Origin of the sequence: Acinetobacter sp. TR3 (assembly GCF_027105055.1) — a bacterium.
GTDB lineage: Bacteria > Pseudomonadota > Gammaproteobacteria > Pseudomonadales > Moraxellaceae > Acinetobacter.
Map to the genome: position 1 here is coordinate 890,791 of NZ_CP114264.1, position 25,589 is coordinate 916,379.

General features: G+C 37.1%; 21 protein-coding genes and 1 CRISPR repeat array. Of the genes, 15 read left to right on the forward strand and 6 right to left on the reverse strand.

The window, feature by feature from the left end; translation table 11 throughout:
• Nucleotides 1–98: 98 nt before the first annotated feature.
• The 10 genes from cas1f to hemL all read left to right on the forward strand — a co-directional run bounded on the left by cas1f (nucleotide 99) and on the right by hemL (nucleotide 14,195).
• Complete coding sequence (cas1f, locus tag O1449_RS04250; RefSeq protein ID WP_269239255.1) at nucleotides 99–1,049, forward strand: type I-F CRISPR-associated endonuclease Cas1f; 951 nt, start codon at nucleotides 99–101, stop codon at nucleotides 1,047–1,049.
• Nucleotides 1,050–1,122: 73 nt separating this feature from the next.
• A complete protein-coding gene (locus tag O1449_RS04255; protein WP_269239256.1) occupies nucleotides 1,123–1,350 on the forward strand; it encodes a DUF2188 domain-containing protein in 228 nt (75 codons plus the stop codon).
• Between the two features lie 148 nt (nucleotides 1,351–1,498).
• Nucleotides 1,499–4,873 carry a type I-F CRISPR-associated helicase Cas3f gene (gene cas3f, locus O1449_RS04260; protein ID WP_269239257.1) on the forward strand — a complete coding sequence of 1,125 codons (3,375 nt, stop codon included), beginning with the start codon at nucleotides 1,499–1,501 and terminating at the stop codon, nucleotides 4,871–4,873.
• 14 nt (nucleotides 4,874–4,887) lie between these two features.
• Nucleotides 4,888–6,129 (forward strand): type I-F CRISPR-associated protein Csy1, encoded by a 1,242-nt coding sequence (gene csy1 / locus O1449_RS04265; RefSeq protein ID WP_269239258.1) that lies wholly within the window; start codon nucleotides 4,888–4,890, stop codon nucleotides 6,127–6,129.
• On the forward strand, nucleotides 6,129–7,016 hold the full coding sequence (gene csy2, locus O1449_RS04270) for a type I-F CRISPR-associated protein Csy2 (protein ID WP_269239259.1): 888 nt from the start codon (nucleotides 6,129–6,131) through the stop codon (nucleotides 7,014–7,016). The genes csy1 and csy2 overlap by 1 nt, the downstream gene beginning before the upstream one ends.
• Before the next feature lie 26 nt (nucleotides 7,017–7,042).
• On the forward strand, nucleotides 7,043–8,056 hold the full coding sequence (gene csy3 / locus O1449_RS04275; protein ID WP_269239260.1) for a type I-F CRISPR-associated protein Csy3: 1,014 nt from the start codon (nucleotides 7,043–7,045) through the stop codon (nucleotides 8,054–8,056).
• 3 nt (nucleotides 8,057–8,059) lie between these two features.
• Nucleotides 8,060–8,674, forward strand: coding sequence for a type I-F CRISPR-associated endoribonuclease Cas6/Csy4 (cas6f, locus tag O1449_RS04280; RefSeq protein WP_269239261.1), 615 nt, complete (start codon nucleotides 8,060–8,062; stop codon nucleotides 8,672–8,674).
• A 131-nt stretch (nucleotides 8,675–8,805) separates the two neighbouring features.
• A CRISPR array of direct repeats spans nucleotides 8,806–11,055; the repeat unit is 28 nt; unit sequence GTTCACTGCCATGTAGGCAGCTTAGAAA.
• Nucleotides 11,056–11,243: 188 nt separating this feature from the next.
• Nucleotides 11,244–12,185 (forward strand): S1 family serine peptidase, encoded by a 942-nt coding sequence (locus O1449_RS04285; protein WP_269239262.1) that lies wholly within the window; start codon nucleotides 11,244–11,246, stop codon nucleotides 12,183–12,185.
• Between the two features lie 45 nt (nucleotides 12,186–12,230).
• Nucleotides 12,231–12,842: a thiamine phosphate synthase gene (gene thiE, locus O1449_RS04290; RefSeq protein ID WP_269239263.1), complete on the forward strand. Its 612-nt coding sequence runs from the start codon at nucleotides 12,231–12,233 to the stop codon at nucleotides 12,840–12,842.
• Between the two features lie 51 nt (nucleotides 12,843–12,893).
• Nucleotides 12,894–14,195, forward strand: a complete 1,302-nt coding sequence (hemL, locus tag O1449_RS04295) for a glutamate-1-semialdehyde 2,1-aminomutase (RefSeq protein WP_269239264.1) — start codon at nucleotides 12,894–12,896, stop codon at nucleotides 14,193–14,195.
• Between the two features lie 47 nt (nucleotides 14,196–14,242).
• Here hemL and O1449_RS04300 read toward each other — a convergent pair whose 3' ends face one another.
• Nucleotides 14,243–14,584 carry a DUF5713 family protein gene (locus O1449_RS04300; RefSeq protein ID WP_269239265.1) on the reverse strand — a complete coding sequence of 114 codons (342 nt, stop codon included), beginning with the start codon at nucleotides 14,582–14,584 and terminating at the stop codon, nucleotides 14,243–14,245.
• A gap of 368 nt (nucleotides 14,585–14,952) precedes the next feature.
• Between O1449_RS04300 and O1449_RS04305 the strand changes: the two genes are divergently transcribed.
• The gene (locus O1449_RS04305; RefSeq protein WP_269239266.1) at nucleotides 14,953–15,597 is read left to right on the forward strand and encodes an RluA family pseudouridine synthase; all 645 of its coding nucleotides are present in this window, start codon (nucleotides 14,953–14,955) and stop codon (nucleotides 15,595–15,597) included.
• Between the two features lie 186 nt (nucleotides 15,598–15,783).
• Nucleotides 15,784–18,612 (forward strand): RNA polymerase-associated protein RapA, encoded by a 2,829-nt coding sequence (gene rapA / locus O1449_RS04310; protein ID WP_269239267.1) that lies wholly within the window; start codon nucleotides 15,784–15,786, stop codon nucleotides 18,610–18,612.
• A 56-nt stretch (nucleotides 18,613–18,668) separates the two neighbouring features.
• On the opposite strand, the gene dps is transcribed toward rapA, so the two are convergent.
• From dps to fabR, 3 genes are all read right to left on the reverse strand, one after another.
• Entirely contained in the window at nucleotides 18,669–19,160 is a 492-nt protein-coding gene (dps, locus tag O1449_RS04315; protein WP_269239268.1) for a DNA starvation/stationary phase protection protein Dps, read from the reverse strand.
• A 206-nt stretch (nucleotides 19,161–19,366) separates the two neighbouring features.
• Nucleotides 19,367–20,383 (reverse strand): AI-2E family transporter, encoded by a 1,017-nt coding sequence (locus tag O1449_RS04320; protein WP_087543754.1) that lies wholly within the window; start codon nucleotides 20,381–20,383, stop codon nucleotides 19,367–19,369.
• Nucleotides 20,384–20,468: 85 nt separating this feature from the next.
• Nucleotides 20,469–21,167, reverse strand: coding sequence for an HTH-type transcriptional repressor FabR (gene fabR / locus O1449_RS04325; RefSeq protein ID WP_005157932.1), 699 nt, complete (start codon nucleotides 21,165–21,167; stop codon nucleotides 20,469–20,471).
• A gap of 138 nt (nucleotides 21,168–21,305) precedes the next feature.
• On the opposite strand from fabR, the gene O1449_RS04330 reads away from it, so the two are divergent.
• Both O1449_RS04330 and O1449_RS04335 read left to right on the forward strand, forming a co-directional pair.
• Complete coding sequence (locus O1449_RS04330) at nucleotides 21,306–22,373, forward strand: ferredoxin reductase (protein ID WP_269239269.1); 1,068 nt, start codon at nucleotides 21,306–21,308, stop codon at nucleotides 22,371–22,373.
• A 14-nt stretch (nucleotides 22,374–22,387) separates the two neighbouring features.
• On the forward strand, nucleotides 22,388–23,482 hold the full coding sequence (locus tag O1449_RS04335; RefSeq protein WP_269239270.1) for a fatty acid desaturase family protein: 1,095 nt from the start codon (nucleotides 22,388–22,390) through the stop codon (nucleotides 23,480–23,482).
• 53 nt (nucleotides 23,483–23,535) lie between these two features.
• Here O1449_RS04335 and O1449_RS04340 read toward each other — a convergent pair whose 3' ends face one another.
• Complete coding sequence (locus O1449_RS04340) at nucleotides 23,536–24,003, reverse strand: hotdog fold domain-containing protein (RefSeq protein WP_269228431.1); 468 nt, start codon at nucleotides 24,001–24,003, stop codon at nucleotides 23,536–23,538.
• A 113-nt stretch (nucleotides 24,004–24,116) separates the two neighbouring features.
• Here O1449_RS04340 and O1449_RS04345 point away from each other — a divergent pair, with 113 nt between their 5' ends.
• A complete protein-coding gene (locus tag O1449_RS04345; RefSeq protein WP_269239271.1) occupies nucleotides 24,117–24,737 on the forward strand; it encodes a TetR/AcrR family transcriptional regulator in 621 nt (206 codons plus the stop codon).
• A 185-nt stretch (nucleotides 24,738–24,922) separates the two neighbouring features.
• Here O1449_RS04345 and O1449_RS04350 read toward each other — a convergent pair whose 3' ends face one another.
• Nucleotides 24,923–25,492: a transposase gene (locus tag O1449_RS04350; protein ID WP_269239272.1), complete on the reverse strand. Its 570-nt coding sequence runs from the start codon at nucleotides 25,490–25,492 to the stop codon at nucleotides 24,923–24,925.
• Nucleotides 25,493–25,589: the final 97 nt, after the last annotated feature.

Genomic DNA, 25,589 nt, shown 5'->3' on the forward strand with positions numbered 1-25,589 from the left:
ATACGATAAACGACATCTACTGTCGCAAAGCTGCTTCGGCAGCTTTTTTATTACCAATTGTTCAAGTAAGATAAGAAAAAATAAGAGAAATCATAACAATGGAACAACTTAATCCTTCCGATTTAAAAGCAATTCTTCATTCGAAGCGTGCAAATGTTTATTACCTTGAACATGCACGTGTCATGCAAAAAGATGGTCGAGTTTTATATCTCACAGAAGCCAAAAATGAAAACCAATATTGGAATATTCCAATCGCCAATACCACCGTCATTTTATTGGGTACAGGCACATCCATTACCCAAGCGGCAATGCGGATGCTCGCCAGTGCAGGAGTATTGGTCGGTTTTACAGGCGGCGGTAGAACGCCTTTATTTATGGGGAGCGAAATTGAATGGATGATGCCACAAAGTGAATATCGCCCTACGGAATATATGCAGGGGTGGATGAGCTTTTGGTTTGATGAGGCGAAACGTTTAGAGGTCGCAAAACAATTTCAGTTCGCTCGTATCGAATTTATCCGTAAAGTTTGGGCTAAAGATCGAGATTTACAAGCAGAAGGTTTTTATCTGGATGACCAAGATATCACCCAAGCGTTAACAGGATTTGAAAAGAAAATTCCGCATCAAAGCAAAGTTGGTGATTTGTTGCTTGCTGAAGCACAAATGACCAAGCAACTTTATAAGATTACGGCCACACGTTGCAAACTTAGTTTTGAGCGCAATCCTGAGCAGGGAGATTTAGCCAATAACTTTTTGAATCATGGTAATTATCTCGCCTATGGTTTAGCCGCAACCACGCTTTGGGTGTTAGGTATTTCTCATTCATTTGCAGTGATGCACGGTAAAACTCGGCGTGGTGCTTTGGTGTTTGATATAGCGGATTTAATTAAGGATGCAGTAGTTTTACCTTGGGCATTTATTTGTGCCAAAGAGGGTCTGGCTGAGCAAGAGTTTAGACAGCAGTTACTACAAAAATTTACTGAATATCGCTGTTTGGATTGGATGTTTGATCAGGTGAAAGAAAAATCAATTATAAGTAATACATTATAGGTTTGATTTTTAAAATTGGTTGTTTTATACTCATTAATGGAACAAATTCTGTTCTATTTTTGAGAGGTCGATTATGTCTACAAAATCAACACATGTTGTACCGAATAAAGATGGTGGGTGGGATGTTAAACAAAGTGGAGGAAAACGGTCTTCAGGACATTTTGATACTAAAAAAGAAGCTACTGATAGGGCTAGAAAGCTTAGCCAAAATCAAAATACTGAATTAGTCATTCACAATAAAGATGGCAAGATTTCACAAAAAGACAGTCATGGAAATGATACATGTCCACCTGAGGGTTAAATCTGCTTAATTTTGAAAGTAGCTTAGAAATATAAAGTATTCCTTTTATAAGGTGAGTTTACTGCCATATAGGCAGCTTAATTAAAATTTTATGTTGAATTATTTACGGATGGTTCAACACAACTTATATCAGATGAGGAAAATAATAATGATCGTCACCTTTATCTCTCAGTGTGAAAAGAAAGCGATTCCTCGAACTCGCCGTGTACTCGATGCTTTTGCGGATCGAATTGGTGACAATACATGGCAAACAGTCATTACCGAAGATGGTTTGATTGCTGTTAAAAAATTATTGAGAAAGACTGTCACCAAAAGTACGGCAGTGAGTTGTCACTGGATACGTGGTCGTCGTAGAAGTGAGTTGCTGTGGGTCGTTGGAAATCGGAATAAGTTTAATACGCAGGGGATTGTGCCTGTGAATACCACGAAGAAAAAATTAGATCAAAATAAATGGGAAAATGACTGGCATTATTTACCTCTGATTAAAGCGTTGGTTGCCGTGTCCGCATTACTTCATGATTGGGGCAAAGCAACGCTTTTATTTCAGCAGAAACTCCTCAGTAAAAATAACCAATTCAAAGGCGATCCTTTACGGCATGAATGGATTTCTTGTCTTTTGCTCAATGCATTGGTTCAATCATCGGGCGATATTGAAACTGATGAAGCATGGCTCAATTTATTTATCAGTCAAAGTTGGAATGAAGAGGTACTCAAACAAACGATTATAAAAAACTCAGATCAATCAAAAGTTTTAGATCAACTTCCACCCTTAGCGCAGTTGGTCGCATGGTTGATCGTTTCACATCATCGGTTACCCAATTTAAAAAGTGAAGAAGAATATAAGAAATATGGCAGTGAAGATGTTTCATATATAAATAACTTATTTGAATTGATCAAAGCAGATTGGGGTTACCAAAATAAATTTGAGGAAAAAGAATATCAACAACGCCTTAAATTGTGTTTTGAGTTTAAACAAGGTTTGTTGACTCAGTCATCTGAATGGAATAAACAAATTAAAAAATGGTCAACACGTTTATTACAGGAGTCTCAAGCATCTCAACAGATATTTGTGGATGGTAGTTGGCGAGTGATTTTACATCATGCCAGATTGTGTCTTATGTTAGGTGATCACTATTATTCATCTTGTGAGGCGGATAAAACGTGGAAAACCAATTTATCACTCGTTGCAAATACTGACCCAAAAACGAAACAAGCCAAACAATTTTTAGATGAACATTTAGTACGGGTCAGTGACAATGCGATGCGAGTCGCTCAGTCTTTAAGTCGCTTAGCCGATGACATGGAACCCGCTTATGATATTCAAAAATTAAAAAAGAAAAGTCCTCAAGGTTTTGAATGGCAAGATCAGGCAGTGAAAGGAATACAACAATTTATTCAAAAAAATGAGGGGATGGAGAAACAAGGTTGGTTTATTGTCAATATGGCGAGTACGGGTAAGGGTAAAACGATTGCTAATGCTAAAATTATGCAAGCTCTATCCAAAGATGGGCAATCATTACGCTATATCTTAGCTTTAGGGCTCAGAACATTAACTTTACAAACAGGCGATTCATATCGTCATGATATTGGTTTGAGCAATGATGAGCTTGCTGTTTTAATTGGTTCAAAAGTTGTTCAGGAATTACATCATCAAAATATAAAAAATACTCAGCCAGATGAAGTCATTATTGAGGAAATAGGTTCAGAGTCATTAGAAGAACTATTAGACAATGAACTTGATTATGAGGCTATGCCTCAAGCAGAGTTTATGAATGCTTTATTTCCAAAGCATCAGGAACAACGTAATAAAGCTTTTTTATATAAACCTGTTTTAGCTTGTACCATTGACCATATGATGGCAGCCACTGAAACCAAACGTGGTGGAAAATATATTTTACCCAGTTTAAGGCTTTCTTCGTCTGATTTAGTCATTGATGAAGTTGATGATTTTAACGGTCAAGACTTAATTGCGATTGCTCGACTGGTACATTTGGCAGGGATGCTAGGGCGAAAAGTGATGATTTCCTCGGCAACCATTCCACCTGCATTAGCTGAGGGTTTCTTTAATGCGTATCAGCAAGGTTGGTCATTGTATTGTGCGTTTAAGAAACTTAAAAATACCAATATTGCTGCAATGTGGGTCGATGAATTTAAAACCAAGACTCAAATGATTGATGCAAGAAAATCAAAAGAAACAATACAGCAATATAAGAATGTACATGATCAATTTATTGAACTTCGTACAACTGCATTAAGTCAGCAAATCGTAAAACATAGAGCTTACATTATAGATTGTGCTGATCTTGTTGCAGAAAAAGAAGTACAACGTTTAGATCAAAGTTTACAGTCGCAATATTTTGAACGAATTAAGCAGAATGCTGAAAAATTGCATCTAAATCATTACAGCATCGATATTAAGACAGGCAAAAAAGTTTCTTTTGGTGTGGTACGCATAGCGAATATTTCGCCATGTGTCGCGCTCACTCAATATCTATTAAATGCCGAGTGGTCACAAGGAATTGCACCTCGTGTCATGGCATATCATAGTCGTCAAGTTTTGCTATTACGTAGTGAGCAGGAGCGACATTTAGATCAGGTTTTGAAGCGCAAAGAAAAAGTAGGAGAGCAGGCGACTGCATTTTCAGAAAATGTGATTCGACAGCATTTAGATTCAACAGAGCATGAACATGTTATTTTTATCTTGGTTGCTACGCCTGTAGAGGAAGTTGGTCGAGATCATGATTTTGATTGGGCAATTGTAGAGCCATCCTCTTATCGCTCTATCATCCAACTTGCTGGGCGGGTATTACGGCATCGAAAACTGGAACAGGATATTCAAAAACCGAATATTGCTTTAATGCAATATAATTTGAAAGGAGTACGAAAGGCGAAAGTCGCATTTGAAAAGCCAGGTTTTGAAATGAATAATGATAAATTCAAATTACAGACCAAAGATCTAAAAGAATTACTCGATATTTCAAATGTTGATTTTAATATTAATGCCGTTCCACGTATTCAGGCAAATCAACCCTTACAAGCTATAAAAAAATTGGCAGATCTTGAACATGCTGTCATGGCAGATGCTTTAACTTCATATAATAAAGTAGGTGCGAAGCCCCTGAATGCGTGGTTGACTCAAAACTGGTTTTTAACGGCTTTACCTCAGAGATTTACGCCTTTTAGACAAAGTTCACCTAATATTCAGCTTTTTGCAGTGTTAAAAAATCATAAGCTTGTATTTTGTGTAAAAGATGATTTTGGAAAATATATTGATCGTAATGGCTTTTATAATATTCATCACATTCAATTAAATGAATTAGAGCAACAAAGATTATGGTTAAATCGAAATTATTACGACATTTTGTGTCGTTTTGCTCTTGATAAAGTGAGTGGAAATGAGGATATTGAAGAAAAGATAGAAATATTATCAGAACGCTATGGGGAAATTATGTTACCTGAATATGATGAGAATAAAAGACTTGTTTATTCAGAACAATTTGGACTTGTAGTTTTAGATAAATAATAAATGGGGGAAATATGGCAGAAAGTATTTATGCTTTTTTGAATGAGCGAAAAGAACTTTGGTTAAAAGATCGGATAAAAAAGGCGGAAAATGAAACGGTAATAGCTGAATTACAACAACAAGCAAATGATAAATTTAGTTTAAATGAGTGGTTACCTGACGCAGCAAAGCGAGTTACACAGCTTTCTATGGTCAGTCACCCAAGTAAATTCAGTCACCCAAGTGCAAAAACTTCAAGCGTGATTGCTAAAGTAGAACAATCTAATGATGGCTATTTACGAAGTGGGAATGTGGATTATTCATTAGATGTATTTGGCAATGCTGCTGCAATGGATGTATTTAAGTTTTTGTCCTTACCATTAAATGAAAATTTCACGGTATTGGACGGTTTTGAACAGCAAGATCAAGCATTGAAAACTCTAATTACTCATGCAAAATTAAACTTTGATACTTTAAGTACAGAATTTCTAAAAATTAAAGCAACAGATCATTCTGTTAAAACAGATCATTTGGTGAAACAAGTTTATTTTCCAGTTCGTGAAGCACAATATCATTTACTTTCTATTTTAACACCATCAGGATTAATCACTCGACTAAAACAATCTATTGATGCGATACGTTTTTCTGAAGATACTAAACAAGCTAAAGAGGCACGTAAGAAAAATGAGCATCATGAAATAGGCTATTCCGATATTTTTGATTTAACTGTAACGGGTTATGGTGGAACTCAACCACAAAATGTTAGTGTTTTAAATAGTCAAAATGCAGGACGAGCTTATTTATTATCAACTTGTCCACCTAAATTTGAAAACCGTAATATTAAATTACCCAGTCAAGATTTTTTTCAACAGTGTCTATATTGGAAAAGATTTGGTAGTGAATTTGAAAGCTTGCAGAAATATGTCACTGGAATTAATAATCAGCATACACGTAAAAAAATTAAAAAAATTTTACGTCAAATGGTTGGAGATATTTTATTTATTGCCTTTTGTATACGTAAAAATGAAAAAGGATGGTCCCAAAAGGAGCATTATCAATCCTTAGCTCTAAAGCAAAAAATATGGCTTGACGATGCATATTTAGATGTAAGAGAAACTGAAAGTGAATGGCGAGATGAAATTGCTCGAAGAACTGCAAAATGGATTTTAGACAGCTTTGAAGACTTTTATGGTTCTAAGCTATTTGGTAGTCCTGAAATTATCGAGTTAAAAGGTATTGTATTTGAAGCACTGGATGAAGATAAGGAGTTTTTTTAATGCGCCATTTTTTATTGATTCCTCATTTAAAACTTCACAATGCCAATGCAATGAGTAGTCCATATACGATTGGATTTCCTGCAATGACTGCGTGGCTCGGTGCTGTTCATGCCTTACAACGCCAGTTACAGAGCAAAGCTTGTGATGTAATTTTAACGAAAATGGCAATTAGTTGTCATGAATTTAATTTGCAAACTTATAAAGGGCAAGGGGATTTTGTTCATTCCATTATAGGTACTGCAAACCCCTTAGATAAAGATGGTAGTCGTCCTGCTTTTATTGAAGAGGCACGTTGTCATTTAGAAGTTTCACTTTTAATTGAAGTTGAAAATCTAAACATAAAAAAGAGAGAGCGACTTTTAGAACTTATTCCTGATCTCGTGTGCAGTATGAAATTTGCAAGTGGAGATGTTTTAGCAGTGAAAGATTATCAAATCATAGATTTTGATGATGAATATGAAAATCAAGATAAAGAGTTAAGACCTATCTTAAATAAACTCATGCTAGGACACGTAATCATTGAGCGCCGTGATCTTGTTATAGAAAGTATGAATGAGGGTAAAGATGCACTAGATGCGGTTTTAGATTATTTGAAGGTCACCCATAGTTCTACTATAGATGAAAATGACAAAGTGACATGGGTATCAAAGCGTAAAGCTCAAGGTTGGCTTGTGCCTATTGCTGTTGGTTTTCAGGGAATTTCTGAACTTGGAGAAGCAAAAAATCAACGTGATGCCAATACGCCGCATCGATTTGCAGAAAGTGTTTTAACGTTAGGTGAATTTGTGATGCCGTATCGTATAGAAAACATTGATCAACTGTTATGGAAGTATCATTTTGATTTAGAAAATAATTTATACCTTTGTCAAAACCAAACAACAACTTAATTTTATATTGAAAAAAGGAAAAACTCATGGCTAAAAATGAAAAAGCAATTGCAAGTGTACTGGCATTTGAAAAGAAACTTGTTCCATCTGATGGTTATTTTTACGGAACAACTTGGATTAATCGTAATGAACAAACAGCATTAAAGCTGATTGAAAAATCTGTACGAGGAACGATTTCAAACCGTTTAAAACCTGCCGTTGCAGGTGACCCAATAAAATTGAATGCCGAGGTTGAAAAAGCCAATTTACAAACTGTAGATGCATGTGCTTTGGGAGAAAATCAGGACACGTTAAAAGTTTCATTTACGTTGAAAGTACTTTGTGGAGTTGAAAACCCATCTGCTTGTAATAACGAAATATTTTTAAATTCTTATCAAGCTGTAGCAAAAAACTATATTGAACAATATGGTTTTACTGAGCTTGCTAAACGCTACGCGCTCAATATCGCGAATGCTCGGTTTTTATGGCGTAACCGTGTTGGAGCTGAAAAAGTAGAAGTTGTTGTTACAATTAATGATCAACCAGCGGTCATTTTTAATGCTTTGCAATATCCATTGCATGACTTTGATCAGATTGATGAGAAAGTACAAAATTTAGCAAACCAAATTGCACATGCTTTAAAAGGTGAAACAGCTTATTTATTAATTAAAGTTGAAGCTTATGCTTTAGTTGGTAAAGCACAAGAAGTCTATCCAAGTGAAGAATTGGTATTGGATAAAGGAAAAGGCAATAAGAGTAAAATTCTTTATCAAGTGAATGATGTTGCTGCAATGCATTCTCAAAAAATCGGTAATGCACTACGTACAATTGATACTTGGTATCCTGAATTTGATGAGAAAAAAACAGCAATTGCGATAGAGCCGTATGGTGCAGTTACAAATCTTGGAAAAGCATATAGAACTCCGAAAGATAAAGTTGATTTTTTTAATTTATTTGATAAGTACGCTTTAGGTGAGTCATTGGCTAATACTGAACAAGAACATTATGTGATGGCAGTTTTAGTTCGTGGTGGAGTATTTGGTCAAAGTGGAAAGGAGTAATCAATGGATTATTACCAAGAAATTACTTTGATTGATCAAGCTGAGATTTCACCTTATTTCCTTTGGTCAAAAATCTATATGCAGTTACATTTTGCTTTAGTGGAAATGAAAGATCAGTACAATCAAGTGCCAATAGGAATTTCTTTTCCTGATTATGTGTATGAAACAAAGGAAAATAAAAGATCTAAAGTTGGTTTAGGTGGGAAACTACGTATTTTTGCTATATCTGAAATAGATTTACAAAAACTAGATATCCGAAAATGGCTAGATCGTTTATTAGATTACACACATATCACGAGTGTACGTCCTGTCCCTGAAAGGAGAATCACAGGCTATGCCATTTATAGGCGTAAACAGGTGAAAACTAATCCACACCGTTTGGCTCGTCACCGTGTGAAGCGTGGTGATATTGGTTTTGATGAAGCATTGGCTCGTTATAGTAATGTTGTAACAACAACGGATTTACCTTATATCCAATTGCAAAGTTTAAGTACTTCTGATGAACAAGATAAGAGATGGTTTAAGTTGTTTATTGAAAAGAAATCTGCTGAAAAATCTGAAACTCAGGTTTTTAGTACTTATGGTTTAAGTTCACAGAGTTCTGTACCCGAATTTTAACCCAATATTTTTATACTCTTTAACAGCTTAATAAAATCAATAAGTTATAAACGTGGGTTAAAACTTGGGTCTTTTATTAGATTTAAAGCTTAACTCACTGTTATAACTTTATTTTTTGTGTTAATTTTACTGTTCACTGCCATGTAGGCAGCTTAGAAAGTTTGCCATGTTGTCAACCTATGTTAAAAATCGTTCACTGCCATGTAGGCAGCTTAGAAATTGCTGCGATGCAAGATTTAAGTGCTCTAACTGTTCACTGCCATGTAGGCAGCTTAGAAATTGTCTAATGAACGGCGTTGTGCTGATAGCAAGTTCACTGCCATGTAGGCAGCTTAGAAAGCCACGCATCATGGCAAGCAATGCTCTATTCGGTTCACTGCCATGTAGGCAGCTTAGAAATTTATGCTTTCCAAAAGTCAGATGTGTTGGGAGTTCACTGCCATGTAGGCAGCTTAGAAATATTGGCATACAAAGCCCTAGTCTAAATACAGGTTCACTGCCATGTAGGCAGCTTAGAAAAATTTGCGGACGAAACGCATCACTACATGCTTGTTCACTGCCATGTAGGCAGCTTAGAAATAAGTCAATCAAGGCATATGTAAGTGATTCAAGTTCACTGCCATGTAGGCAGCTTAGAAAATTGTGAAACTGAAACTCTGGCTTAGTTCTAAGTTCACTGCCATGTAGGCAGCTTAGAAAATGATGTCTAATACGTCCATCTGGTCGATTTCGTTCACTGCCATGTAGGCAGCTTAGAAAAGTCAAAATACTGTCTTTACTGAAATATTGATGTTCACTGCCATGTAGGCAGCTTAGAAATGCAACAAAGTATTAATCGTGCCCTCATCAAAGTTCACTGCCATGTAGGCAGCTTAGAAAAAGCAAGCCAATAACGATTAGAAACGGCGCAAGTTCACTGCCATGTAGGCAGCTTAGAAATATCAATACCTCAATACTACGCACAATTTATAGTTCACTGCCATGTAGGCAGCTTAGAAAAACCAGCGACAACACAATCTGTCACTAAATCAGTTCACTGCCATGTAGGCAGCTTAGAAATTTTTAAAAGCTTTATAAGCTGCTGTCTTGATGTTCACTGCCATGTAGGCAGCTTAGAAATATTAAATCGCACGTAAAAATTTGTATGTTCCGTTCACTGCCATGTAGGCAGCTTAGAAATTGTGATCTTATCGCCTGATACTGGCTCAGCTGTTCACTGCCATGTAGGCAGCTTAGAAATATAACATCAATATAACCTGTTTGACCACAATGTTCACTGCCATGTAGGCAGCTTAGAAAACCAAGTTTCAAAATTCATCGTAACACCTCTAGTTCACTGCCATGTAGGCAGCTTAGAAAGTGTTTTTGTTGTTTGTGTTTTATCATTGGTAGTTCACTGCCATGTAGGCAGCTTAGAAAAAAGAAAAAGCGAAAACGTGTAGAAATAATATGTTCACTGCCATGTAGGCAGCTTAGAAATGCATAAAAAGCATCTTCACATGCGTCTTTATGTTCACTGCCATGTAGGCAGCTTAGAAAAAATCAGCCTTTAAAATCTTTGCTTTTGGGTCGTTCACTGCCATGTAGGCAGCTTAGAAATATGATATTTCATATTTAGTGAGAGAAGTATAGTTCACTGCCATGTAGGCAGCTTAGAAACGTCAGTAGTTGTGACATATAACTGACCATTTGTTCACTGCCATGTAGGCAGCTTAGAAAAACATGCAAGTCTCTAAACGTTCCTCTGTCAAGTTCACTGCCATGTAGGCAGCTTAGAAATTGGCAAGCTGCTGCATCAACTCGTACAGTGAGTTCACTGCCATGTAGGCAGCTTAGAAAGCTTAATTCGTCTGACATACTGATCATTGACCGTTCACTGCCATGTAGGCAGCTTAGAAAGAGAATCATCTGAACCGCAACAGATAAAGCATGTTCACTGCCATGTAGGCAGCTTAGAAAAAACCGAGCTAAACGTCAAAACAATAAAAGATGTTCACTGCCATGTAGGCAGCTTAGAAATCAAAAAGATGGCGATGTGGGAAACACACCGCGTTCACTGCCATGTAGGCAGCTTAGAAATCAATCCAATCAATAGTTACTGTATTATCAACGGTTCACTGCCATGTAGGCAGCTTAGAAAAATGTAACCTGACAAAATTGGTGTAACAAGTTGTTCACTGCCATGTAGGCAGCTTAGAAAGATTGATGGCCAACCTGTGATTTTAAAAATCAGTTCACTGCCATGTAGGCAGCTTAGAAAATCAAATGAATTACGTTTTTCTGTTTGAGTTGGTTCACTGCCATGTAGGCAGCTTAGAAACAATCAAAAAAATCAGTAACTTTTGACCAAAAAGTTAACTGCCATGTAGGCAGCTTATAAAGTTTAAATTAAATAGATTTTTATTTCCTAGTCATATTTTATTAGTTAAAATAAAAAAATAAAAAGAGTTTATGCTTTATTATTTTATGCGTAATTCAATATTATTTTTGGGGACTTATATTTGTGAAAAAATATCCTATTATTCTAAATATTCTGTTATTTAGTTTCATACAAAGCGTATGGGCGAATATGAGTCCACAAGCTCGTATTATCAATGGCAATACGACTACAGAAGCACAAATCCCGTGGCAAGTTGCAGTTGTACTTAACCCTTTAAAACCTTACCAATCCTACCATTGCTCAGGAAGTCTAGTTGCAGATCATTGGGTGGTGACAGCAGCACATTGTATTGAACCACTCGAAAAACAAAACAGTGATTATTATATTTTGATTGGTGCACAAAATTTGCAAAGTATTCAAGCAGGACAAATTATTAAAGTTAAAAAGGGGTATATACATGAGAAATATAATAATCGTATTTATGATAACGATATTGCACTATTAGAATTAGAAGGTAATGTGGATTTTATAAAGTGTGGTGTAAATTGCCAAACGATTGACATTATGAATCCCGTCTTAGAACAACAAAATGCATTGATTGTAAATATGGTACAGATTGCAGGGTGGGGCGTATTAGAAGATTGTGACAATACTCAATCTCAGACTTGTAAAGATTATGAAGAAAAAAGCATTAGAAACCCTGCGCTGTATCCAACAACTTTAAGATATACCACGCTAAAATTAGCCAATTGTCTATCTTCATCATCATTATATAGCGCGCAACAAATCACTCAGAATATGCTTTGTGCAGAATCACCGATGCAAGACAGTCTTACAGATGCTTGTTATGGTGATAGCGGTGCAGGTTTAACGATTAATAATTTAGAAAAACCATATTTGCTAGGTGTTGCGAGTTGGGGAATTGGTTGTGCCAAGGTTGGTTATCCTGGGGTTTATACTCGAGTTGCGAACTATTCAGATTGGTTAAACGGTTATCTGCATCCAAGTACCGTTCCCGAACAAAAAAGTAGCCAAACAAACCAATCGGGTGGTGGAAGTGTCAGTGTGTTCATGATTATATTCTTAGTAATGTTGGCGATTGTACGTTGGCGCTTTATTAAAAGTGCTTAATATTTTTGCTTTATACTGAATACCTGAAATTGATGAGTTTTAACTATGCGCGGCCTTTATCTTATTACCAATGATGATCCTCTCCAATTATTATTAGAAAAATTAGAGGTCGCTTTGGCGACAGGGCATATTGGAATATTACAGTATCGTCGTAAGAAAGTCGCAAAAGCTGATCAGCTTGATGAAGTTGAACAAATCCAAGTCCTCTGTGAAACATACCAAGTTCCATTTGTGATTAATGATGACTTGGAATTGGCTGAGCAATTTGGTTTAGGTGTACATCTTGGACAGTCCGATGGTGAAATTATCGATGCGACTGCACGTCTACCACAGGGGGTGATTATTGGGCGCACTTGCTTAAACTCTTTAGAACTGGCGGAAAAGGCAATTGTTGAAGGTGCAACTTATGTGGCTTTTGGTGCAGTTTATGCAACTTCAACTAAACCTGAAGCGGGGAATGTTGGGATCGAAGTGATTCAACAGGCAAAGCAGAAGTTTGAAGTACCAATATGCGCAATCGGTGGTCTGACAGTTGAAAATTCTCAGCTTGTGATTGATGCTGGGGCGAGCCTTTGTGCAGTCATTAGTGATATATTAGGACGATCAACAGCCGAAATTCCTGCTCGTGTAAATGCATGGGCAAAGTTATTTGCATAATTTTTTGCATCGTTTCGACATTTTATTCTTCGATTCTAGGTTGAGTCTTTTATGAGTTTATCTCCAAAGCAAGAACAGTTATTTAAACAAGCAAATAAACATATTCCAGGTGGTGTCAATTCACCTGTACGTGCATTTAACGGTGTTGGTGGTACGCCAGTCTTTATTGAAAAGGCAAAAGGTGCATACTTATGGGATGTCGATGGCAAACGTTATGTGGACTACGTGGGCTCATGGGGACCGATGATTCTAGGTCATGCACATCCTGATATTATTCAGGCAGTACAAACTGCGGCGGAAGATGGTTTAAGTTTTGGTGCGCCAACCGTACATGAAACCACTTTAGCGGATACGATTTGCGAGATCATGCCTTCAATTGAAATGGTGCGTATGACCAGTTCAGGTACAGAAGCGACCATGACCGCAATTCGTTTGGCACGTGGTTATACAGGGCGCGACAAGATTGTAAAATTTGAAGGGTGTTATCACGGTCATTCAGATTCGTTATTGGTGAAAGCAGGCTCAGGTTTACTCACTTTAGGTGAAGGTGAACCAACCTCAAAAGGCGTACCTGCTGATTTTGCAAAGCATACTTTAACGCTGCCATATAATAATATTGAAGCTTTAAAAGAATGTTTTAGCAAGTTTGGGCATGAGATTGCAGGTGTGATTATTGAGCCAGTTGCAGGCAACATGAACTTGGTTACGCCAATTGATGGTTTCTTGCAAGCGATTCGTGATGTATGTGATGAGTACAAATCGGTATTTATTATTGATGAAGTGATGACGGGGTTTCGTGTTGCTTTAGGCGGCGCACAATCGGTTTATAACGTAAAACCAGATTTAACGACTTTAGGAAAAATTATTGGTGCAGGTTTGCCAGTCGGTGCTTTTGGTGGTAAACGTGAAATCATGGAATGCATTGCACCTTTAGGTGGTGTTTATCAAGCAGGTACATTGTCAGGGAATCCATTGGCAATGCGTGCTGGTATCGCGATGTTTAAACATCTACGTGAACCTGAATTTTATGACAAGCTCGCTGCACAGCTCGCAAAATTACTTGCAGGTTTACAAGCTGCGGCAGATGAAGCGGGTATTCCATTTAAAACTCAGCAAGTCGGTGGCATGTTCGGTTTGTATTTCACCGATCAAGAGGACATTACCAGCTTTGATTCGATGTTAGCTTGTGATGTTGAAGCATTTAAGAAGTTCTTCCATGGCATGTTAAAGCGTGGTGTCTATCTTGCACCATCTGCATTTGAAGCAGGATTTATTTCTTCTATGCATTCAGATCAAGATATTGCAGAGACCATTCAAGCAGCAAAAGAAACTTTTGCAGAGATGAAAGGCTAATATATAAAAAAAAAGCAAGCATACTGAGTGTGCTTGCTTTACAAAAACTACCAATCTCGTGTTGCTATAAGCTCTTCTATATCTGCATCAGCAAACCCGTAAGCGCCAGCAATCACATCAAAATCATGCGCAATTGCCTCTCGTGCTGCCGTTTCGATTTCACTTTCTTTTTCCCAAAACTCTTCTTGCAACTCATTAAATTGCTCAATTGTTGCATGAGTTAAAACATAGAGTTCTGCCAAAGTTTTGGGCTGTGTTAGCTCAATTTTTTGACAAAGTGCGATGAGAATATTTTCACCTTTTTTCACCAAATCATCAGGGAAATATGAATCTTCGTACATATCTGTTAAGAAAGCATAATTTGCCATTTTCTCATTTTGAAGTTGCATATTTTTCTCTCAATATTTTAAGTTGATTTGATATTTTCTATATAAAAATAGCGAGATAGTAAAATTAAATCGCTAAACTCAATCTTATACTCGCAGTGTCTTGTGCAATGCTGATAGGTCAATGCTAGTTTAAGTTACTTTATTTTTTGTAATTTCGATATTGATATCAAATCAAATTTAAAAAACTTTATTTAAAACTATTGAGCTCATGGTGGCGTACACCATTTAGAGAAAACGATCAGTATTATTTGGGACTTAAATGTGAGTCATGCTAAAAAATAACCGAGTTAGCTAAAATTTGATTGTAATTTCTCTTCAAGCTTTTTATGATTGCCCGCTTGTTTTCATCCAGTCGTTGGAAGGTACGCTTGAGTAATTTTCTAAGTGAACATTTGATTCATCGTGATGAAGATTTTATGGTCATCCATAAACCTGCTGGGCTTCTGACAGTGCCGGGGAAAACACCTGATTTACAAGACTGTTTGATCAATCGTTTTTTAAAATTAGAACCCAAAACTCTACTCATTCATCGTTTAGATCGAGATACCTCAGGCATTTTGGTGTTTGGTTTATCCAAATTTGGACAGAGCAATATTTCACGTCAATTCCAAGACCGTCAAACCTCAAAAATTTATCAAGCTTTGGTTGCTGGTCATTTAGAGGGTCAGGGCACAGTTGATATTCCTGTGATTTATGATCCAAGTCGTCCACCATTACATATCGTTGATGCAACACATCACAAGCCTGCGTTAACCGAATGGCAAGCAATTGAGCATTTCGAAATTCAAGGACAAGCAGTAACCCGAGTTAAATTGACTCCGATTACAGGCCGTTCACACCAACTTCGTGTACATATGCAATACGTAGGTCATCCAATACTAGGAGATACCTTATATGCAACTCCTGAACAGCAACAGCTTTATGCACGTTTGTGTCTTCATGCAACACAACTTAGCTTCACTCATCCTAAAACAGGCACTCAACTGAGTTTTGATTGTTCTGTACCATTTTAATCGTATTTTTTTGATCTAAAGAGATGTAAAGCGCGCTATTTCAGTCAGCTTTATGTCAAAATATTGAGGTTATTGGGTGATTCATTTTCACCATAATACCAAATTTAAAACTACATAAAGTAGCTTAAACTTTCATCAGTTTAAGGCATACAATATGTGGGCTAACATGAAAAAAGGTGGAATAAATTGCAGCCGTTTGCTATTGGTCAACGTTGGTTATCGGATACAGAAACTGAACTCGGTCTAGGTGTTCTTATTGATGTAGATGAACGTTCTATCAGTATTTTATTCCCGAAAAGTGATGAAACGCGTGTTTATGCACGTAACAACGCGCCTTTGTCTCGTATCATCTTCAATGTCAAAGATGAAGTGCAAGATCAAGAAGGTGTTAAGTGGATTGTTGAATCGGTTGAAGATCGTCATGGCGTGCTGCGTTATGATGTGGTTCGTAGCCTAGAAAATGGCGAACAAGAACGTAAGTCATTGAACGAAACCCGTATCGGTGCACAAATTCAGCTATCAAAACCTTTAGAGCGTTTGTTAGCGAGCCAAATTGATTATAAAGAATGGTATGACCTTCGTATTGAAGCGATGCTATTGCAAGCGCAAATGCATACCAGTCCTTTACGTGGCTTCCTTGGCGCGCGTGTGGGTTTGATTCCACATCAACTGTATATCGCACACGAAGTGGGTAAACGTTTTGCACCACGCGTATTGTTAGCCGATGAAGTCGGTTTGGGTAAAACCATTGAAGCGGGTTTGATTATCCATCAACAACTGAAAACAGGACGTTCAGAGCGTATCCTAATTTTAGTGCCTGATTCATTACAGTATCAGTGGATGATTGAAATGCGCCGCCGTTTCAATTTACAATTTTCTCTATTCGATTTAACGCGTACTGCTTCGATCAAAGAACATGATCCTGATCTAAATCCATTCCTGACTGAACAATGCATTATTGCCAGTGTCGATTTGATGGTTGACCATGATGACTTGCGTGAGCAAGCGGTTGAGGCAGGTTTTGATTTACTGGTTGTCGATGAAGCACATCATTTGATGTGGAGTGAAGAAGACGGCGGTAATGATCGTTATGATCTTGTCGAAGAGTTGGCTGAACAAACAGCGGGTGTCTTACTTCTCACTGCAACGCCTGAACAATTAGGTGTAGAAAGCCATTTTGCACGTTTACGTTTACTTGATCCGCAACGTTTTAGTAGCTTAGATCGTTTCCTTGACGAAGAAGAACAATATCAGCAAACAGCTAAAGTTGCCGAAGTCTTAATGTCAGATGAAGCACTGACTGAAGAACATCTTGCTGCTTTGGATAGTTTATTGGGTCATCGTATTGATGATCAGCCTGAACAGCGTATGCGTGCGATTCATGAATTATTAGATCGTCATGGTACAGGTCGTATTCTATTCCGTAACACGCGTGAAGCAATACAAGGCTTCCCAGGTCGTGATTGCCAGCCAGCACCTTTGCCAGCACCAGAAGATTGGTCATTTGATGGCAAAATGCGTGAGCAAATGTGGCCAGAAGAAGGTCAACTTGATGGTGCATGGATGGAAAATGATCCGCGTGTGCCATGGTTAATGGAAGTACTACGCAAAGATTTAAAACACAAAAAAGTGTTATTGATCGCACGTAGTGGGCCAGTGGTAGAGGCATTAGAAAATGTATTGCGTTTACATGCAGGTATTCGTACTGCCATGTTCCATGAAGGTATGAGCTTATTAGAGCGTGACCAAGCTGCGGCATACTTTGCAGAAGACAGTTATGGTGCTCAAATCCTCCTCTGTTCTGAGATTGGTTCGGAAGGACGTAACTTCCAGTTTGCCAGCGATCTCATCCTATTTGATTTGCCTGCAAACCCAGATGTACTTGAACAACGTATTGGTCGTTTGGATCGTATTGGTCAAGAAAATCGTATTCAAATTCATGTGCCTTATTTAATTGGTACAGCACAAGAACGTATGTTCCGTTGGTACAACGAAGCACTGAATATTTTCAGTAGTATTTCTCCAACCGCACAAACGCTGCAAGAAAACTTTATTATTGAACTCAAAGATTGTTTATTGGCAGATCAAGGTCAGACGTTTGAGGATTTACTTGAAGAAGTGAATGTACAACGTCAAGCTTTAGAAGCTGAGTTACAAGCTGGTCGTGATCGTTTGCTTGAGTACAACTCTTGCCGTCCAATTGTGGCACAAGGCATTGTGCAAGCACTTGAGGATTATGATGACAACACGACTTTACCAATGTTCGTGAAGCGTTTCATGTCATCAACCAATATTGATTTTGATGAGCAAAGCAACGGTACAGTGATCATCAAACCAACTGATCAAATGCAAGTTCAAGGAATCACCTTGGATGAAGAAGGCATGACAGCAACCTTCTATCGTGATCAGGCTCAGATCCGTGAAGATGCACAATATTTGACTTTGGAACACCCATTTATTGAAAGTGTGATGGAAATGATCCGTACACAATCATTTGGGAGTACTAACGTTGCATTACTCAAATCGAATGCGTTAAAACAAGGTTCAGTTTTATTGGAAGTTTGGTTTAAGGTCGATGTCGTTGCACCAAAAGGGTTGAACTTACCGTCAAGTTTGCCGAAGCAATTGATTCGCGTATTACTGAGTGAAACTGGTCAGGATTTATCTGCCAAGATCGATCCAAGTATTTTGCGCCCATATTTGCATCATCTCGATGGCAATAGCTGCCGTCAAGTTGTGAAAGCACGCCGTGATGTAATTGAACAGCGTTACGCACAAGCTTTAGATATTGCCAAAACCTCTTTGCCTGAATTGATGCAACAAGCTAAAGAGCATTATGGCAGCAAATGGCAATATGAAATTGACCGTTTAACTTATCTTAAGCAATTTAATCCAAGTATTCGTCAAGATGAAATTGAGCGTTTACAAAAGTTCCAGAAAGAGGGGCTAGGCTTATTAGATGGTCTTTCTGTGACCCCAGAAGCGATTCAAGTCTTAGTTGTGGTTAAGCCTTAACTAAAACAGTAATAAAAAAGAGGACAATTAAAGTCCTCTTTTTTATGCCGATTGATTTAGTGATCAATATTGGCTTCTAAGAACCATAAATATTGATCCAGATCTTCGAGTGCTGCATGGATAATATCTTCAGAGATTGGATCTTTAATTTGCTCGATTGTATCTCGAAGATGATTTGCAACGACAGCATAACGATCAGCCAACTCTTTTAAGTGATCTTGCACTGCATGGATTGCAACAGGATAAGGCTTAAGATGTGAGGTCTCTGAAACCGTTTGTGTTGTTCCGAGCGCTGTTCCACCAATCTGTACCGCACGCTCTGCGACATTGTCTAAATGGGTAATAATTGAGGTGCGGAATGTATCTAACATTTCATGCACTGCAATAAAGTTGCTCCCACGCATGTTCCAGTGCGCTTGTTTGGTAAGCAATGATAGATCAATAAGGTTAGCAAGTATTTGATTTAATATTTTAACGGTGGCTTCTTTGATGGCATCATCTAAATTATTACGTGTATATACTTTCAAAGCCGCTGCTGAAGAATTCATAGTTACCTCATTCAATTATAATGTGATGAAACATCGTGAATAAAATGATTCATTTAGTCTTTAGCATATGCTTTGAGTGGGCATGTGAATGTTTTAATTCGCAAGGCTTTTGTAATTTTATTTATCATCATTTTTCTTTTTATTACTTTGCTAAATGAGTTGAAATAATAGATTGATCTATTGAATCTGAATAGCTCAAATATAATTCAGATCAAACCAGCATCTTTGCATTCTAATTTAATGTAAGCGTAAAAAATCGGTGCAACGATTAAGCCACTCAAGCCGAAAATTGATTCAAAAATGAGCATAGCCAAGAGTACTTCCCATGCACTCGCATTAATTTTTGTACCAATGATTTTTGCGTTTACGAAATATTCAAGTTTATGAATAATGACTAAATATGCTAAAGCGATGGCTGCAACAGAGAGTGAAATGGTTAAGCCAGCCATGATAATCAAAGTATTCGAAATCAAGTTACCAATAATAGGTAAAAGACCAAAAATGAAGGTCAAAATAGTCAGTGTTTTAGCAAAAGGTAAATGGATATGGAATAGAGGCAAAACGATAAAAACAAAAATGATAAATAGTGCTGTATTGATTAAAGAGATTTTCACTTGAGCAAAGACAACATTTTTAAATGAAATCGAAAGCTTCTGAATACGATGTAAAATAGCAGCTTTAAAGACAGGTTGTGGTGCGTGCTGCTTAAAGTTCTGAATTGAAACCAAGATACCTACAATTAAACCGATCAGCATGGTCGCTAAGTTATGCAGAATATCGGTACCTGTATTTTTAACAATCGAAATATTATTCTTGATGAAGGACAAAATCTGATTCTTGATATCTGCAACACTATGAGGAAGATAACCAGGGACATATTGACTCATTTCAGCTTGGAATTTAATGAGAGTTTGATCAATCTTAAAGTTAAACGAGTTAAGACCTGTTCCTTTTAAATCATAGATCACAAAACTAATTAAACTGGTAATAAAAAAGCCAATCAAAAATGTGGTCAAAATTCCAAGAATAATACTGATAAAGATACGCGCACGTTGTCCATCAATATGTTTTTCAACAATTGAGCTTAGACTGTTAATAATTTCGAAAATCAAGAAACCTGCAAAAAAACTAGGCAACAAATGCAGGGGAATGACCATCATTAAAAATAAAAACATCAGAATAAAACTGGCGATGATACTTTGACGGTCATTGAGAAGGATCATGATCTGTATGCCTAAATTTGCTTATAGTTATGATAAATGACAAAGATATATCCCAAATGAAGATAGTCTATGCTGATGAAATTGCTTAATCAATTTCCATTTTATCGAAATGACGGGCACCTTCTAAAATCATACGAATCATTACCATGGTTTGCTCTGCAACGTCAGTTCGTTGTTCAGCAGGTAAATCAATCACTTTTGCACCCATATTGAATACCAATTGGGTAATCGCTTTAGCCGCAATGTCAGCATGACTGATTTTACTATTATTCATTTGTTCTAGGCGAATCAGGTCTTCTTGTAATTCTTGCTGAAAGAAATTTAGCTGACGGTCTACAGCGAGTTTATATGAGGTTGAGCCCGTATATCCTTCGCGTAATAATAAGCTGAGATAACCTTCATCGGCATCGAGCTGTTGAATGAAAACTTCAACTGAACTTCGAATAATGCTTTGCTGCATAGATGCCTGCAAACGCGCTTCGCGAATGATTTTACGTAATACCAAACCTGCACGATCGATCAGAGCGATAGCCAGTTCATCAATATCTTTAAAATGTCGATAAAAACTATTTGGTGCAATGCCTGCTTCACGCGCTACTTCACGTAAGCTCAAAGATGCAATACTTTTTTGTGGACCAATTAAATTCAGTGTCGCCTGAAAAAGTTCTTCTTTGGTAATGGTTGCTTTTCTACCAACCGAACGTACAGGAGATTTCATAGCAATGACATCTTGTTCATTTAGTGAGTCATGACCGAGCGGTAAAAAAGTAGAAGACTGAACCATTATTTTCAAAATATAAGTAAGCTACTCGGGATTATAGCGATTGTCTGACTACTTGGGAAATGTAAATTCTTATACGAATATATATACAAATATATATACATATGTATAATAATTAAAAAATGATCAGAGTTCCCGCTCATGCAAGCAGTCGAAAAGAGAATTTCTCTATTCAATTCAATAGCCCAAAGCGTAATTACGAACCATGATGCCAATTTTTGGCTACAAAAAATCAATCCACTGTGGTCTTTGAATCAATCACTCGCTAAAGTTGTAAAAAAACAAACGGTAGCTAAAGATACGGTAAGTCTTATTCTGCAATGCAATCGTCATGTACAACGCGGTGTTGCAGGGCAGCATCATCCTGTCACCGTTGAAATAGCAGGGCGTCATTACGAACGCACGTATAGCTTGATGCAATTAGATGCAGACCATCTCTGTTTAACCGTCAAAAAAGTTGATCAAGGTTTGGTGAGTTCATGGTTGGTTGAGCAAGCTAAAGTAGGGGATATTGTCTATTTAGGGCAACCTTATGGAGATATGCAGCAGCATATTCAAACTCCTAACCTGTTATTACTTGCAGCAGGTAGCGGCATTACGCCGATGCTGAGCCTGATCGAAAGTTTGAGTCAAACCAAACAGTTTTCGACGACATCTGTACAGTTGATGTATTGGGTGAGAACTCAGGCCGATGCAGCCTATGCTGAATATTTCAAAGAAACAGCGGAAAACTTTCCTCATTTCAGTTATCAAATCTTTTATACCCAAGAGCAAGATCAACGTTTGAACCAGAGTTATGTTGATCAAATTTCAGCTTTAAATGAAACCACTGTATATGCCTGTGGTCCATCGGGTTTTGTGAGTACAGCAGAAAAATTATTTTCTTGTGCTGCTTTGCTTCAAACCGAAGCTTTTAGTTTAAGCCAATTTGATGTGGATGCTTCGGAAACTGGTTTTATAAATGTGAGATTGACTCAATCCAACAAAACGGTTGCGATACCTAAAGGGCAATCCATTCTTTCTAGTTTGGAACATCAAGGGATTAAACCTAATCATGGTTGTCGTATGGGCATTTGTAATAAATGCGCCTGCACTAAAGCGCAAGGCTCAACGAAGAATTTGTTGAATGGTTCAGCGAATCATGAACCTGCTCAACTATTAAAAATTTGTGTAAATTCCGCTCAGTCTGATCTAGTGATTGATCTATAAATGAGAAATTAATTATGAATATGCCTGTTAAAATTGAATATTTTAAAAATCCTAAAAATCGTGATTTAACTGCTTCAGAATTAGATGCTTTTGCACGAGAATTAGATCAGATCAAGCAAGAAGTATTGGATGACTTAGGCGAAAAAGATGCGAAGTATATTCGTCGTGTTTATTCGTCAATCCGTTATAGCAGCTTACTCGGACGAACTTTGTTGTTTGCAGGATGGTTTCCACCAGCATGGTTATTAGGAACGGGGCTATTGGGTTTTGCCAAAATTATGGAAAACATGGAGTTAGGTCATAATGTGATGCATGGACAATATGACTGGATGAATGATCCAAAATTTAATGGTCAGACTTACGAATGGGATACCGTTGGAACCTCAGATAATTGGCGTCAAACACATAACTACAAACACCACACTTATACCAATGTGAAAGGTATGGATGATGATGTGGGTTATGGTGTATTTCGTTTATTTCCCGAACAACGTTGGACAAAGTTTACTTTAATTCAACCGATTTATATTGTGCCATTCAGCTTATTATTCCAGTGGGGAGTTGCGATTCAAAATCTTGAACTCGGCAAAGTGATTTATAAACGTAAATCAATGACGCAATTTAAACGAGAATGGCAACCAGCACAGAAAAAAATAGCGAAGCAACTTTTTAAAGATTATGTGTTTTTCCCATTGATTGCAGGACCTTCAGCGATCCCAGTTTTTACTGGAAATTTAGTTGCTAATGGGATTCGTAATATTTGGACTTTTAGTATTATTTTTTGTGGTCATTTTACTAAAGATGCTGAGGTCTTCCCAAAAACTGTTTTACAGAATGAAAGTCGCGGTCATTGGTACATGCGTCAAATTCGTGGTTCTTCTAATTTAACAGGTTCGGAAGCATTTCATATTTTGACAGGGCATTTGAGCCATCAAATTGAACATCACTTATACCCAGATATTCCCGCTCGCCGCTATCGTCAAATTGCACCTAAAGTGGAAGCTGTATGTGAGAAATATGGTTTAAATTACAATAATGCTAGCTTTGTAAAACAATTCGGTGAAGTTGTAGGGCGTATTTTTAAATATGCGCTTCCTTTTAAAAAGTAAAAAAATAACTCAAGTAGAACAGCCCCGAATACCGTGTTCGGGGCTTTTTACTTTTATTTTTTCTTTTTTGAAACCCACATGGTAATGGTGGCGTGAAAGACTTTTTCATTCTGTTGATCAATTACATCAACATTCACCAGATATTCTCCAGCTTTATCCCAATCGTAGTGCTGCTCTACTGGGGTGGCGATCGCAATCAAATCAGTTTCTGCTTTTTTTAAATATTCTACGGTCATGCCTTTTGGAATCCAGCGATGTGAAGTTGGAACAGTCACCTCAGTCATCGTACCGCCTGCAAGTTCGGCCATATTGCACATTGCAATCGCATGAACTGTACCAATGTGATTCAGCACTGCGCGTTTTTTCTTAATGGATATTTTACAAAAGTTCGGTTTCAATTCCTCAAATAAAGGAGAAATGCTACTGAAATAAGGTGCTTTTAAACAAAGCATACGTGTGAACGTCCATTTTCCAGCAGGTAAAACTGAAACCTTATTCCATAATTCCAAAGTTGATGCCATTAGATGATTCCCTACAAAACAGAATTAAATTCTTTTACGGAATATAATTCTGTTTACAAGTTGTGGTCAAGTCATACACAATAGTTCCGATGATTGGTAAATTTAAATAACTTATGCAAACGGCTCAGCAATTATTAGAACGCTTATATCCACAACGTAGATCATTATTAAAAAGACAAATCTTATTGGACGCATTGGTATATTTTCTTGAATATGGTCTCGATGCGACCAGTATTGAAATGATCCGAGACAAATCTGAAAGTAGTGTCGGGGCAATTTATCACCATTTTAAAAACAAAGAGGGGGTGATTGCTGCACTGGTTTTTGCTGCTTTAGATGATCAAGCAGCATTACGAGATCAATATCTAGAGCGTACACAGTCTTTAAGAGATGTATTGAATGCTTTAATTTATAGTTACGTTGATTGGGTTTCTGATCAACCTCATTTTGCAAAATTTTTAATGCTTGCTCATTTTAATGTGATGCAAAGTGAGTACCGACCATTGTTAAATGAAAAAAATAAACTGAGAAATCAAAAAATCGTGAGCTATATGTCGACATATAGCGATGCTAAGTTATTGAAATCAGTACCGCCTGAATTGATGATCTCATTGGTGATTGGTGCAACTGAAAGTTATTGTCGAGCATGGTTATCTGAAAAAGTGCTTACCAACCCAAATGGTTATCGGGAATACTTGGCTCAGGCTGCTTGGGATTCGTTGCAGAACTTATAGCATGGCACTATTATTTTGAACTGCACAAATTGAAAGAATGAGACTCAAAATTTTCTCTTAGATTTTGCTTAAATAAAATTAAAATTGCTCATATTCGGTGTGTTCATATCATTCAAACAGCACTTTTGCCAGTGAGCAAAAAGCAATTAAATTCTTGATTGGGCGTATGCGATACGCCCCTACAATTATGAATCAATATGAAAGAGATCATTTTCCCATGTTCGAGGATTATTAATAATATAGTCAGAAATCACCATATAGGATTTTTCATTACGAATGATATGTTCATAGTAATTTCTTTGCCATACTTTTTGACTAAAAGCGAGTTGATTAAATTGTTTTGTAACCGCAGCCTTATAGCCACGAATGATCGCACCAATATTATTAGATGGTGATCGTAGGGGCGTATTGCATACGCCCAAATCACTACACATGTTTAGATTATCAGTAGTTTGAGTAATAGAAATATTCTTTATATCTGGCTTTTTTAGATGGATGATTGCATGCATATGATTAGGCATAATAATAAAATGGTCTAAAACAACATTGTTTCTTAAATTGATTGTATTTAACCATTTATTGTAGGCGATTTGACCAAATTGATTTAACGTCATTTCTTGCTCAGTAATTTGACCAAATATACATTGTCGGTCTGCGCAGCAAATTGTAATAAAATACATTCCATTTTGTGAATAATCATAGCCTTTTAGGCGGATAGTTTTTCTGTGATGTATATTTGGGGTATAGGTATTCATTGTTCTTATCTTTAAGTGTATTTGGGCAATTAAACATGCGTAAAAAATCAAAAAACTACCATAAGTGATTGTATTTTATTTATTAATTTAAATAAAA

What these genes read in the sequence shown, in the direction of transcription:
- hemL (WP_269239264.1), top strand. Translation starts at nt 12,894, where the DNA reads ATGAGTTTATCTCCAAAGCAAGAACAGTTATTTAAACAAGCAAATAAA.
- csy1 (WP_269239258.1), top strand. Translation starts at nt 4,888, where the DNA reads ATGGCAGAAAGTATTTATGCTTTTTTGAATGAGCGAAAAGAACTTTGG.
- O1449_RS04350 (WP_269239272.1), bottom strand. Translation starts at nt 25,492, where the DNA reads ATGAATACCTATACCCCAAATATACATCACAGAAAAACTATCCGCCTA.
- csy3 (WP_269239260.1), top strand. Translation starts at nt 7,043, where the DNA reads ATGGCTAAAAATGAAAAAGCAATTGCAAGTGTACTGGCATTTGAAAAG.
- O1449_RS04285 (WP_269239262.1), top strand. Translation starts at nt 11,244, where the DNA reads ATGAGTCCACAAGCTCGTATTATCAATGGCAATACGACTACAGAAGCA.
- O1449_RS04345 (WP_269239271.1), top strand. Translation starts at nt 24,117, where the DNA reads ATGCAAACGGCTCAGCAATTATTAGAACGCTTATATCCACAACGTAGA.
- O1449_RS04330 (WP_269239269.1), top strand. Translation starts at nt 21,306, where the DNA reads ATGCAAGCAGTCGAAAAGAGAATTTCTCTATTCAATTCAATAGCCCAA.
- cas3f (WP_269239257.1), top strand. Translation starts at nt 1,499, where the DNA reads ATGATCGTCACCTTTATCTCTCAGTGTGAAAAGAAAGCGATTCCTCGA.
- thiE (WP_269239263.1), top strand. Translation starts at nt 12,231, where the DNA reads ATGCGCGGCCTTTATCTTATTACCAATGATGATCCTCTCCAATTATTA.
- O1449_RS04255 (WP_269239256.1), top strand. Translation starts at nt 1,123, where the DNA reads ATGTCTACAAAATCAACACATGTTGTACCGAATAAAGATGGTGGGTGG.
- O1449_RS04300 (WP_269239265.1), bottom strand. Translation starts at nt 14,584, where the DNA reads ATGCAACTTCAAAATGAGAAAATGGCAAATTATGCTTTCTTAACAGAT.
- dps (WP_269239268.1), bottom strand. Translation starts at nt 19,160, where the DNA reads ATGAATTCTTCAGCAGCGGCTTTGAAAGTATATACACGTAATAATTTA.
- cas1f (WP_269239255.1), top strand. Translation starts at nt 99, where the DNA reads ATGGAACAACTTAATCCTTCCGATTTAAAAGCAATTCTTCATTCGAAG.
- fabR (WP_005157932.1), bottom strand. Translation starts at nt 21,167, where the DNA reads ATGGTTCAGTCTTCTACTTTTTTACCGCTCGGTCATGACTCACTAAAT.
- O1449_RS04320 (WP_087543754.1), bottom strand. Translation starts at nt 20,383, where the DNA reads ATGATCCTTCTCAATGACCGTCAAAGTATCATCGCCAGTTTTATTCTG.
- O1449_RS04335 (WP_269239270.1), top strand. Translation starts at nt 22,388, where the DNA reads ATGAATATGCCTGTTAAAATTGAATATTTTAAAAATCCTAAAAATCGT.
- csy2 (WP_269239259.1), top strand. Translation starts at nt 6,129, where the DNA reads ATGCGCCATTTTTTATTGATTCCTCATTTAAAACTTCACAATGCCAAT.
- cas6f (WP_269239261.1), top strand. Translation starts at nt 8,060, where the DNA reads ATGGATTATTACCAAGAAATTACTTTGATTGATCAAGCTGAGATTTCA.
- O1449_RS04340 (WP_269228431.1), bottom strand. Translation starts at nt 24,003, where the DNA reads ATGGCATCAACTTTGGAATTATGGAATAAGGTTTCAGTTTTACCTGCT.